General features: G+C 40.8%; 12 protein-coding genes. 6 read left to right on the forward strand and 6 right to left on the reverse strand.

Translation table 11 applies throughout. The annotated features are described in order from the left end of the window. The first annotated feature begins 18 nt into the window (after window positions 1–18). Window positions 19–528, forward strand: coding sequence for a hypothetical protein (locus tag V7K56_RS30355; protein ID WP_334916725.1), 510 nt, complete (start codon window positions 19–21; stop codon window positions 526–528). 48 nt (window positions 529–576) lie between these two features. Then, window positions 577–1,464, forward strand: a complete 888-nt coding sequence (locus tag V7K56_RS30360) for a hypothetical protein (protein ID WP_334916727.1) — start codon at window positions 577–579, stop codon at window positions 1,462–1,464. 46 nt (window positions 1,465–1,510) lie between these two features. Here the strand turns inward: V7K56_RS30360 and V7K56_RS30365 are convergent, their stop codons facing one another. Continuing rightward, window positions 1,511–2,233 (reverse strand): hypothetical protein, encoded by a 723-nt coding sequence (locus V7K56_RS30365; protein ID WP_334916729.1) that lies wholly within the window; start codon window positions 2,231–2,233, stop codon window positions 1,511–1,513. Window positions 2,234–2,587: 354 nt separating this feature from the next. On the opposite strand from V7K56_RS30365, the gene V7K56_RS30370 reads away from it, so the two are divergent. The 3 genes from V7K56_RS30370 to V7K56_RS30380 all read left to right on the forward strand — a co-directional run bounded on the left by V7K56_RS30370 (window position 2,588) and on the right by V7K56_RS30380 (window position 6,593). Continuing rightward, a complete protein-coding gene (locus tag V7K56_RS30370) occupies window positions 2,588–4,225 on the forward strand; it encodes a peroxidase family protein (RefSeq protein WP_334916731.1) in 1,638 nt (545 codons plus the stop codon). A gap of 28 nt (window positions 4,226–4,253) precedes the next feature. Further along, window positions 4,254–5,261, forward strand: a complete 1,008-nt coding sequence (locus tag V7K56_RS30375; RefSeq protein ID WP_334916733.1) for a DUF2235 domain-containing protein — start codon at window positions 4,254–4,256, stop codon at window positions 5,259–5,261. Window positions 5,262–5,411: 150 nt separating this feature from the next. After that, window positions 5,412–6,593 carry a catalase gene (locus tag V7K56_RS30380; protein WP_334916735.1) on the forward strand — a complete coding sequence of 394 codons (1,182 nt, stop codon included), beginning with the start codon at window positions 5,412–5,414 and terminating at the stop codon, window positions 6,591–6,593. 612 nt (window positions 6,594–7,205) lie between these two features. Here the strand turns inward: V7K56_RS30380 and rpsU are convergent. The 5 genes from rpsU to V7K56_RS30405 form a co-directional block, all read right to left on the reverse strand. Continuing rightward, a complete protein-coding gene (gene rpsU, locus V7K56_RS30385; RefSeq protein ID WP_069073011.1) occupies window positions 7,206–7,400 on the reverse strand; it encodes a 30S ribosomal protein S21 in 195 nt (64 codons plus the stop codon). A 122-nt stretch (window positions 7,401–7,522) separates the two neighbouring features. Further along, entirely contained in the window at window positions 7,523–7,837 is a 315-nt protein-coding gene (locus V7K56_RS30390; protein ID WP_292779617.1) for an RNA recognition motif domain-containing protein, read from the reverse strand. Between the two features lie 415 nt (window positions 7,838–8,252). After that, entirely contained in the window at window positions 8,253–9,113 is an 861-nt protein-coding gene (locus V7K56_RS30395) for a 3'(2'),5'-bisphosphate nucleotidase CysQ family protein (RefSeq protein ID WP_334916737.1), read from the reverse strand. 37 nt (window positions 9,114–9,150) lie between these two features. Further along, on the reverse strand, window positions 9,151–10,011 hold the full coding sequence (locus V7K56_RS30400; protein ID WP_334916739.1) for a sugar kinase: 861 nt from the start codon (window positions 10,009–10,011) through the stop codon (window positions 9,151–9,153). Window positions 10,012–10,030: 19 nt separating this feature from the next. Beyond that, window positions 10,031–10,624: a PadR family transcriptional regulator gene (locus V7K56_RS30405; RefSeq protein WP_334916741.1), complete on the reverse strand. Its 594-nt coding sequence runs from the start codon at window positions 10,622–10,624 to the stop codon at window positions 10,031–10,033. A gap of 387 nt (window positions 10,625–11,011) precedes the next feature. Between V7K56_RS30405 and V7K56_RS30410 the strand changes: the two genes are divergently transcribed. Next, window positions 11,012–11,425 (forward strand): hypothetical protein, encoded by a 414-nt coding sequence (locus V7K56_RS30410; protein WP_334916743.1) that lies wholly within the window; start codon window positions 11,012–11,014, stop codon window positions 11,423–11,425. Window positions 11,426–11,485 lie beyond the last annotated feature (60 nt).

Below are 11,485 nucleotides of genomic sequence, written 5' to 3' on the forward strand. Positions count from 1 at the left end.
TCTAAGGAGAAGCCAAGAATGATTTTACACCGTGGGCGTAGGGTTGTAGCCGCTTTATTCCTGTCAGTGGTACTACTGACTACAGCCTGTAGCCCAAAAACACCTGGACGTTTTGACCAGGCACAAAAAGAAAGTACTCAACAAAAAAGTGGTCAATCGGTAGCTAAAACCGCAACTCAGGGTAGCGAATTTAATAAACTTTTCCCAAAAGCTAGTGATGGCTACCAACGCGTCTATACCCAAGAGAAAAAAGGCTTTGCGGAAGCGAAGTTGAAAAAAGGCGGTAAAGATATAGCGGTGCTGTCTATTTCTGATACCACTAGCACACCCAATGCAGCAGCAAAGTTCTCGAAAAGCACTAAAAAAATTGGCGGTTATCCCGCAATAGAAGTTGGTAAAACGCAAACTGCAATTTTGGTAGGTAAGTACCAAGTAAAAGCACTTTCTCGCGATCCGTCATTTACAGCTAGCGCTCGCGAAGATTGGCTAGAGAAGTTTAATCTTAATGGTCTGGCTAAACTGAAATGATTTGCACTACTAATATTCAGATCATAAAACCTAAATAAGGAGATTTTTGTGAGCAAATCGATTGTTGAGTTGGTTGATCAATTGCCAACTGGCGGCTTGACTGTTTCGATGTTGAAGTCCCTCGATTTTGTTGCTCCTGGAGAGTGGCAAAATACTGTCGGTTTTGTCAACACTATTAAGAAAGTCACTGGCGAAGACGACGAAGATTTAATTCAGCAAATTGGCGAAAGAGCGATTTATCTATTCAACGATAAATCTCAAGGATACCAAACAGCTTTATGGTTATATCAGACTGTTGATGGTACAGATAAAGCACTTGGTGCAGCAGCTTTAGCTAACAAAGTCGGCGAAAAAATTCCTTTGTTGGGTTTTTTAAACTCTGTCACTCCCAAACCAGATAAAGCCCAAACCATTGATTTAACATTAAAATTAGTGGCTGAGTTGGTAGCCTTCTGTCAAATTAACGGCATTCCGGGAGACAGTATTGGGGATTTTGTCGCTTCTTTAGGTGAGTATAGTGGTGAGTCACTGATCCGGATGGTGGCGTTAATTTGCATTGATGGTTTGATACCTTTGGGCCCAGATTTTATCAGCAAAGCGATATCTGGGCTGAATCAAACAAATCCACAGCAGTTAGAACAAAACTCGACTTTCCAAAACATCAAAGATGTGATTCCAGGTAACAATTCTGCTGGAAAACTCAACTTTATTGGCGAAAGCTTTGACTCGGTTAAAGGTTGGATGAGTGGGTTAGTTAGCGCCAATAATTTAACGCCGCAAAAGGTTGTCCACAACTTGCAAAGTTTTACCGATATTGCTGATGACAAGTTGGACTACCTCGCAGCATTCCTGGATGTAGCAACAAATTATTATGAGCACACTGGCACACAAACTTTAGCACATCGCTTGATTGAACGAGCAGTGGCTGAGATTTAGGTTGATGGTAAGTGGGGACTGGGAATGATTTCCCAATCTCCAATCCCTATTGGGGTAAATGCAAATCTGCTGCGATCGCATACAAGTAAGGTTGAAAAATAGCCAAGTTTTCTAGTTTATCAAACTTACCTGTTTGCGTGCCTGTGTCAAATGCAGTGGTAATTACGTAAAGTTTAGTGCCATCAAAGGCAACATGACCGATATGTTGCTCTTGTACTCCACCTTGTTGCTTAAGTCCGGCGAACCCATAGCGGATTCCCTGAAGCTTACCAACAGGTACTGGTTGCGGTGGGTAGGTTAAGAAAGTAATCTGTTTTCCATATTTACCCTGACGGTCTTTGGCAAAAGCAGCGTAGTGGTCTGCAACCCAAGCCTTGAGTGCTGGTAATACTTGGGTTTGGTATTTGGAACTTTGGTAGTCTACTTGAGAACCAGGTGCAATCCCAGTTGCTAGGAGTTTCTTTTGGAAATCCTCGTTGTTTGCTAATGGGTAAACGTTAATCTCAACTGTACCCAAAAGTTCCCCTCTGGAAGAAACACACAACAAGGGTGCATTTCCCTTACAAGCAGCAACTTGCCAGTTAGTTGGAGTAGTAGCATTTCCCAGGATTTTCTGCCAGATATTTCCTTCATTAGGGTTGGGAAGTTTCACAACGGCAAGGGACTTCACTTCTTTGGGTGGAGAAAATTGGGGAAGAACAAATTTTGCTCCTAGCGGTATTAATACCAGCAAAATAGAACCTAGTAATAAATGATAAAGTCGTAACATTTGCTTGAAAATCTAGAGCCAAGGATTGCAGACTGAACAAATAATTCGTAATTCATAGTGACGCTCTCTACAAAATGCTGCGCGTAGCTTGCTTCTCCGTAGGAGTACGATGCATTCGCTAACGCAGTTCTACTTAATTACGAATTAAGTAGAACTGCGTAAATATTTGTAGTTGAGATGAGGCAGGAGAGAAAAGGTTTTAGCCTCATTTATCTTTATTAACATAGTTGTGTTTTTTCCCACCAACTTATTTAATTCAGGTTTCTGTTATTTTTATTAAAATTTATTACGTGTTCAAATTTGAAAATGTGATTTGTGATAATTCGTAATTAAAATCTGAAGGAGAAACAATTTATGATTGCAAAAAGAGACACATCAAGAGACGGATTTAGAAACAAACTTGAGACGGCTGTTTTAACTGGCTTTAAACCAATTTGGAACTTTATTCAAAGCAACCCAGGTCTCGCCAAAAAAGTCAACAAAACTCTCACTAACAACGCTATCTTAAAAATTCCGACTCGCCCCTATCCGTTTAGTACAATGTCTCCCTACACATCTTGGGATTCGTTGATTGATAGAACATATTCGGGACTCCAATTACCACCGCTAGATTGGAAACCTTTAACTAATAAAAACTATATCGGCATTAATTTAACGCCTGCGGAAAAATTTGAGAAAAATCTGCCGCCGATTCAAGATTTGGAGATTTTGTATCGTAAAACTGGGGAAACGAAATACTCGCCCAAATCCTCTCTAATTTTCCCCTATTTTGTTCAATGGTTTACTGATAGCTTTCTAAGAACCGATCGCCACGATCCGCGCCGGAATAGTTCCAACCACCACATCGATATGTGCAATGTCTATGGGTTAAATCCTAAGATTACACATTTGCTGCGATCGTATAAAGGTGGGAAGCTAAAAAGCCAAATTCTTAATGGAGAAGAATATCCTCTGTTTTATTATGATGAAGATGGAAAACCCAAAGAAGAATTTAATGGGTTGCCCCATCTTTACACCGACGACACTCCAAAAGCAGAAACGTTCCCTCCAGAAAAGAAACAAAAGTTGTTTGCAATGGGGTTGGAAATAGAACGAGCAAACGTTCAAATCGGCTATGTGATGCTGAATGTTCTTAGCTTGAGAGAACATAATCGCGTGTGCGATCTCTTGGCAAAAAATTATCCGACTTGGGACGATGAACGCCTTTTCCAAACAGCAAGAAATATTGTCATGGCTGAATTTCTCAAGATTGTTTTAGAAGATTACATCAACCACATCACTCCCTATCACTTTCAGTTTTTCACCGATCCCCTCGCGTTCACTGATGAAAAGTGGTATCGCCATAATTGGATGTCGGTGGAATTTAGTTTAGTTTATCGCTGGCATAGTATGCTACCCGATACTTTAATGTATAACGGGCAAAAGCTTCCCATGCCTGCCTCGATGTGGAACAATGACATGATTATCAACAAGGGATTAGGAGCCATCTTTGAGGAAAGCTGTTCCCAACCCGCAGCGCAGCTGAGTTTATTTAATACACCTGAATTTCTAATTCCCACCGAAATAGCTAGTATTCGCATGGGTCGTGAGGCAAAATTAAGAAGCTATAACGATTATCGGGAATTATGCAAGTATCCCCGCGTAACCAACTTCAATCAGATTAGTAGTGATAAAAAAGTCCAAAAAGAACTGCGACGATTGTACGGTCATGTAGACAATATTGAGTTGTATGTAGGACTTTACGCAGAAGATTTACGACCAAATTCTGCCTTACCACCTTTAGTCGGACGATTGATAGGAATTGATGCTTTTTCTCAGGCATTTACTAATCCTCTCTTAGCAGAAAGTGTCTTCAATCCAGAAACTTTTTCACCTGTAGGTTGGAAAGAAATTCAGAATACCAAGACTCTCTCCCAAGTGGTGCATCGCAATATTCCTAAAGGTAAAAACTATAGAATTTCGTTTTATCGAGAAGATTGGCAACCAGTTTAATAAAGTTGATGAATTAGGGGGTAGAACTATGAAACGTCTTGTTATTTGCTGTGATGGAACCTGGCAACAATTAATCAGTCCTTACCCAAGCAATGTAGTTAAGTTAGCTCAATCCGTGAAACCGATTGATAAGGACGGGGTTACACAGATCATATTTTATGACGAGGGCATTGGAACCGAAAGTCAAAAGATTTTAGGAGGAGCTACCGGATTAGGAATCGATAAAAATATAGAAGATTGCTACCGATTTCTTAGTCTTAATTATGTTCCTGGTGACGAAATCTATCTGTTCGGCTTTAGTCGCGGTGCTTACACAGTTAGAAGTCTCGCGGGGATGATCTATTGCTCCGGTCTTCTAGACCGCCCCCATGTCACCAAAGCACATGAGGCTTACGAGCTTTACCGTAACCGGGGTATTAAACCCAAGGATAAGAAAGCTCTGGAATACCGTCAAACTTACGGTGAGCGCGTCCCGATTACATTGCTCGGTTGTTTTGACACCGTTGGCGCACTTGGTATTCCTGGGATACCTGCCTTTAGTAAGTTGAACGAGCAGCTGAATAAGCGGTATAGATTCCATGACACTACTTTAAACAAATGCGTTCAGAATGCATTGCACGCGATGGCAATTGACGAAATCCGCGAAATCTTTGATGTCACTCCCATGAAAAAGCATCCTGGAGCTGAAAACCAGCGGGTGATTCAAAAGTGGTTTCCAGGTGAGCACGGTTGCGTTGGTGGTGGAACCAAAGAACATAGTGGGTTATCAGATGCTGCTTTAAAGTGGATGATAGATTCTGTCGGTACTCTGGGATTGGGGCTTGACTTAGATCCAAGTGTGATTCCGACAGGCATTAACCCCAATTATGAGTGTGACTTTAAGAACAATGCTGGATTCTTTAAATTGGCAGGAATCAAGTTTCGTGAGGTCGGCGATATCATTGAAGATATTCATGAAAGCACAATCAACCGTTTGAAAAGTCGCAAGGACTATCGACCCAAGAATCTACAAAAGATTATCGACAAACTGAAATAAGTTGAATGGGCTAAATATGCCTGTGCTTTAAGCCAAGCTGTGCAAAATGGTCAACAAGACTTCTACGAAGCTGGGTAGGTAATAATTGCAAAGCGATGCCTACGCAGGTTGGAATAAACTAAATTGATTAATTAATCCTCCTTTAAAAAAATGAAACTATTTACCGAATATCCAGAAAAAGACGAACTCAAATATTGCGCTCTTATGAGTGAGCTAGTCAAAAAGAACATGGATAATCTTTACGGCGGTGAGAAGAAAAAAACTGCAAAGAGAGATACCCACTCTAAAACCAACGCTGCTGTACAAGGAACTCTAGAAATCTTTGACTTTGATGAAGCAGCAATTAAGCAGGAGTTGAGCAAACGCGCTTCATTAACCCAAGCTCAACTTCAAGCCATTTCCCTAAAACAAGGTTTATTTGCCAAACCGAAACAATATCCGGTTTGGCTACGATTTGCAAATGGTGCGTTTTCAGTCAAGAATGATTATGAAGGAGATACGCGCTCGATGTCCGTAAAAGTGATCGGGGTAGAAGGAGAACGACTACCGCAAAGTCACGAGTTAAAAACCCAAGATATTATTACCCACAATACTGAGTTCTTTTTTATTAGAACCATTAAAGATTTCCACAGCTTTTTCTTGGCGGTTTATCGAGCAGGGCTGTTTCCGCTTTTTAAGCTGTTGGTGCTTTTATGGCTAAAGTCGCATCCCTACGAATCCACACTTCTAAAAAACAGTTTCAAACGCTTTCCCAAAAGTTTGCTTACAGAACGCTATTGGAGTGCTTCAGCGTATTCTTTGGGATTCAAATCTGATTTTGACCAATCTCAACCAGGGCGAGTTCCTGTGGAATATCCGGTTGTGATTAAATATGGATTTACTCCAGTTTCCAGTCAACCACCTCATCAACAACTTTCTTTAGAGTCCAGACCAGAAAGTGAGCTTCAACGTGCCAAAGCTTCAGGTTCAGAGGACAATTACTACCAAGAAGATATTATTCAAGCTTTAGCAAAGCCTGATGCTGAATATTGTTGGGACTTTCAAATCCAATTTCAAACTAGCCCAGAGATGTCGATTGATGATACAACCATTGTTTGGAATGAAAAGGAATCACCTTTCTTTACAGTTGGTCGCTTGACAGTTAAGCATCAGCAGGTTAATTCTCCTAAAGAAAGTGACTTTGGGGAAAATCTCAGTTTTTCTCCTGCGAATGGTCTAGCAGTGCATCGTCCGGTCGGTGCAATCAATCGGTTACGCAGCATTGTTTATCATATCGTTGCTGATAACCGTCACGAAAAACGAGGAGTCAAATACAAAGAACCAACTGGTTGATATCAAATTGCTTGGATGGCGAAAAATTCTCCAGTAATCTAATAATTCTCAGTCACAAAGAAGAAGCGATCGCACTACATGGTAGTTTATGCGATCGCTTGTAAAATGTAGATGGAAATGTGACTCTTTTACCTACATAACTTCTGTTAGAAACTATCTATGCAGGTACCATCTCCTTTTGAAATCTCATCCAATGGCGATGTTGTGCGATCGCATTGATAAAGACTTACTTAACCTTCTAAACTACCTCATTAGTATTAATTTTGAAAGGCTAGAAACAATCCTGCCTCTAGCATTGGTCAGTAAAGCCTAAGTTATTGTAGCGGAATAAACTACTACTAAATGCAGATGTGATTTTTAATACAAAAAAGTTAAGCAAAGCGTTAACATTGAAGCAAGGTGGTATTTGCTCTGTTTTGGCTACTGTTTAACATAATAGTCCTTATGCAATTGAAAATCTATATGGCTAATAGCGCTGAAAGTCAATACAAGGCTACTACGAACAGTATATTGATTGATGTGTGCCTAATTACTTGTGGCTTGTTAGAGATATGGCAACAATGAAGAGATGCTGACTAGATGTCAAATCGAAGGGCAAATTTGCTTGGACTTTTAATTGAAGCGAGAACGTTGTTGACGACGTTGTTTGTGCCTAGCAATTGCTTTACGCTTCTCTTTTTCTATTGGCGTCTCAAAGTGACGCTTTTTTCTCATATCTTGGAAAATTCCTGCTTTAGAAACTTCCCGTTTAAATCTTCTCAAGGCTGATTCAATACCTTCATTCTCCCCTAAAACTACTTGTGTCATTCTCATTCCTCCTTAATGTGGATGAATAGTTCAAAACTAGATACCAAATAAAATATTCCAGCAGAATGGAGCCTTTGGCTTATCTGCTGGAGACTCTAAATGTGAAATTTTCAGGAATAGACTTAATAACGATTATTGTTGCGGCGAGCATTATTACCGCCACCCCAGCTACCGCGAGAGGAGTTGCTTCTTTCCTCACGAGGTTTAGCTTTGTTAACTTTCAAATCACGTCCCATCCATTCAGCACCATCAAGTGCATCAATGGCAGCTTGTTCTTGTGTGTCTGATTCCATTTCCACAAAAGCGAAACCACGTGGCCGGCCTGTTTCCCGATCTGTGGGTAGTTGAACACGGTTTACTGTTCCGTATTCTGCAAAAGCCTGCTTTAGGTCATCTTCTGTAACCTGATAGGACAGGTTTCCGACGTAAATTGACATAGAAATCTCCGAATTCAGGGAGTGTAGAGAGTTAAATTCGGAGAGACGGTTTTTAGAAATCAAAACGAGTTACTCAACCGAAAATAATCTTTATGTCCATGAGTGTAGCACAGCATTCAGCCTTTGAATATTGTCTAATAGTGAATTTTATTCACAAATCAAACCTTTAAGGACGGTTTGCAAACTTTCTAAAGACTGGCTTTTGTTGCTTGTACTATATAAGGTTACACTTTTAATCGGAGATCGTAATTAACTCGCGATCGCCCAAATATTTAGTGTTTTTAAAATTAAGTTATGGACTAGGAGGCAAAGATTATTATTGGTAATGCGATTAATCATACCACGAGCAACTGTCTTAAAAGCAAATTAAAGCAAATTAAAGCAAATTAAAAAATATTCATCCTCCAGTACCCCCTTAGCTGTAGTCAAACTGCGCTAAAATACCTTCTGCTTTTTTACATAGTAGTTCGTGATATTCACCATTACTAGCTAGCAAACCTCCCCATTGATTAATATCATCAGTGTTATACTGCAACGGAGTGCCATCAAAGTGGGTAAATTTACCACCAGCTTCTGTTAAAATCAATTCTGGAGCGGCTATATCCCAGTCTTTGGGTGCAGACTTACCGGAAAGGGAAATGTAGATATCTGCCTGTTGCTCGACAATGGTGGCAATTTTGCAGCCTACACTACCCACAGATTTCTGGTTTTGACAAGGTAAATTGTCTAGTAAGTGATCTAACCGTTGGTTGCGGTGAGAGCGACTAACGACTAAGGTTAAATCCTCGATTTGTTTACCTGACGAAACTTGTAAAGGAACAGATCCGTCACGGGTTTCTACAAATGTACCCCCGCCTTTGGTAGCGTAATATAACTTTTGAGCCTCTGGTACTGCCACCACTGCCAACACTGGGCGTGTTTCCTTGACTAAAGCAATGTGAACTGCATAGTCGCCAGTTTTTTCGATAAAGTCTCGCGTACCATCCAAAGGGTCAATTATCCATACCCAAGGGACAGAAGGCTTTCTACTACTACTTGGCGATTGATAAGTTTCTTCGCTGATGTAAGCAAAATCTTCATTACCTAAAGTTGCTTGTAGCCTCTGCAAAATGTATTGACTCACAGCTACATCGGCAACAGTGACAGGTTCATTTTGCTTATATTGGACTTCTAAGTTAGGGTCTTTTGCAGTGCCGTGGTAATATGATCGCAGTATATCTGCTGCGCCCCAACCTACCTCACGAGCGATCGCTAATATTTCTTGTAAATCTTTCATTAATTTAGCCTTTTATAATTTTATCTAACCTGACAACTCAGCCCTTTAAATTCATCCAGCACCGAGTACCAAAAAATTTGCAGGAATCAGCAGCAATATTAGCTGCCAGTGCCAGTGCATCAGTAAAGCTTTGCCTTAAAATGTAATGACAAAAAGCACCGTGGAAAATATCTCCAGCCCCTAACGTATCAACTGCTTGAATCTGCGGCACATCTACGATACCAGTTTTAGTGCCATTCAAGTATTCAATTGGTTCTTGTCCGTGGGTAATGGCAATATGAGGAATGTCAAATCCACTGAGATAGCTAAAAACGTCTTCTCCAGTCTGGCAGTTGGGGGGATAAAAATTAGCTGAACAGATAGCGTAATCCACAAACGGTAGAATTTGCTCAAATCCAGGCTTCCAACTACCAGCATCGATCGCTACTGGGATATTATTGGCTTTAGCCTTTTGAACTATGGAATCACCAACCGCCATCTGATGTCCATCAATCAGTACGATATCGACATTTTGCAAAATATCTGGCGGGATAGATGCGCTGCTAGCTTGAGTTTTGACAGCATTGATCGAAACCACAGCGCGTTCACCTGTGGCTTGAGTGACAATGATCGAAGATACAGGCGGTACTAAATCAGTGGTAGGCTCAAGGTCTGCGATCGCAACTTTGTAATTTGCCAAGTCACCTCGAATTAGCTGCGTCATTGGGTGAGAACCCACTACACCTAAGACTGTAGCCTGATTTCCTAAATAATTGAAAGTTACAGCCGCGTTTGTTGCTGGGCCCCCTGCCGCTACAGTATAGTCAGTAGCGACAATCTTCTGATTATTCTTAGGGGCAGAGTCAGCAAGGTAAATCAAATCTAAAGTTATTAAACCTACAAATAATCCACGATTCATTTGCTCTTTCGTTCAAAATTCAATTGGAGAATTCTGGCTCCTGACTCCTAAATTCTTTCTTGGTAAATGGGTATGGCTCTTGGCGACTGACAACATCGATTGCTGTCTTCAACCAATCAATATAAGTCTCTTCTCTTCGGATTACCAACTCTAGTACCAACCTTTGCATCACCTGCTTGCGGTTGGCAGATTCATCACCGAGTGATGGCAAATCGATGATTTCACATTCAGCCAGCTTTTTGCTTCGAGCCGCCAATTGTTGCTCCAGTAGGTGAATGATGGTTTCATTCGACAACTGATCTGCAAAATGCAACTGGACGAGTAAAGGTTCTCTTATAGTCGGTAAGTGCTGATGAATCCCTAACCATCGGCTAAATTCGGCTTTCCCTAGCTCCGTCACACTGTAGACTTTGCGGTTGGGGCGATCGTGTTGAATCTCAATGTTACAGGTAATCCAGCCTTGCTCAACTAGCTTATCGAGAGTTCTGTAAATTTGTGCCTGATCTGCTGGCCATAAATGGGCAATGCATTGATCGAAGCAGCTCGTTTTGAGGTCGTAGCCAGTCATTTCTTGCTGCTGAAGAAGACCTAAAATTACATTTGCTAGCGACATGAAGATGGTTTTCCCATAATTGATATTTTCTCGCTCAGTACTATGTACTTCTTATAATTTTATGCTAATATATGAGTAATCAAATATAAGATATAACGGTTATAAAAAGATATGTTTATTATAATGCTTCTTAGCAAGGAAACCAAATACATAAAAAACTCCATTCACTAGGGCATGGGGAAGAGTTACCTACTCCCTTCAGGAGTACTGCTAGCGGATAAGGGTTGAGCCAGTGCTGAGTAGGGAAGAAGGGAATAGGTTACAGGTTACAGATTATTCTCTATAACCTTTTACCTGTCACCTCTCCCTTAATTTCAATGCCCAATTCTCAATGCTTAGAAATTATTTAAGCCATTGAAGACTATTGTAAAGAGAGGATAAGTAACATTGACTTCTAACACACTTACACAAAGAATACGTCAACATCAATATCTGCGTGATTTACGAAATAAATTACTCCACCTTCATAAGATGTTGCTGGAGACAGAACGCATTGCCTACGAACAGGTTAGTGGACGAGTATCAAGTGGAGAACTTCTTCAGCTAGTCATCGCTCATGAACAATTTGCTTGGCTACATCGCATTTCTGAGATGGTTGTACAAGTTGATGAAATGCTCCAAGCAGATGAACCGATATTGCTGGACGATTTCCAAAAATTGATTGCTGATGTCCGTACACTCATTGTACCGTTAGAGACGGGCAATACCTTCGAGAGAAAGTATTACAACGCTCTCCAGCGCGAACCTGGTGCTGTGTTGGCACATGCAGAGATATCCAGATTTCTCACGTCTAAGGTTTAAGTAGTAGGGGCATGGTATGCCGTGCCCCTACAATGGGATATTTTTTTAACTGGAAGTCCC

Source organism: Nostoc sp., from assembly GCF_036917535.1.
In the GTDB taxonomy this organism is placed as follows: Bacteria; Cyanobacteriota; Cyanobacteriia; order Cyanobacteriales; family Nostocaceae; genus Nostoc.

Excerpts from the sequence above, each read along its gene's own strand:
- V7K56_RS30355 (WP_334916725.1), top strand. The coding sequence starts at position 19 with ATGATTTTACACCGTGGGCGTAGGGTTGTAGCCGCTTTATTCCTGTCA.
- V7K56_RS30365 (WP_334916729.1), bottom strand. The coding sequence starts at position 2,233 with ATGTTACGACTTTATCATTTATTACTAGGTTCTATTTTGCTGGTATTA.
- V7K56_RS30370 (WP_334916731.1), top strand. The coding sequence starts at position 2,588 with ATGATTGCAAAAAGAGACACATCAAGAGACGGATTTAGAAACAAACTT.
- V7K56_RS30375 (WP_334916733.1), top strand. The coding sequence starts at position 4,254 with ATGAAACGTCTTGTTATTTGCTGTGATGGAACCTGGCAACAATTAATC.
- V7K56_RS30380 (WP_334916735.1), top strand. The coding sequence starts at position 5,412 with ATGAAACTATTTACCGAATATCCAGAAAAAGACGAACTCAAATATTGC.
- rpsU (WP_069073011.1), bottom strand. The coding sequence starts at position 7,400 with ATGACACAAGTAGTTTTAGGGGAGAATGAAGGTATTGAATCAGCCTTG.
- V7K56_RS30390 (WP_292779617.1), bottom strand. The coding sequence starts at position 7,837 with ATGTCAATTTACGTCGGAAACCTGTCCTATCAGGTTACAGAAGATGAC.
- V7K56_RS30395 (WP_334916737.1), bottom strand. The coding sequence starts at position 9,113 with ATGAAAGATTTACAAGAAATATTAGCGATCGCTCGTGAGGTAGGTTGG.
- V7K56_RS30400 (WP_334916739.1), bottom strand. The coding sequence starts at position 10,011 with ATGAATCGTGGATTATTTGTAGGTTTAATAACTTTAGATTTGATTTAC.
- V7K56_RS30405 (WP_334916741.1), bottom strand. The coding sequence starts at position 10,624 with ATGTCGCTAGCAAATGTAATTTTAGGTCTTCTTCAGCAGCAAGAAATG.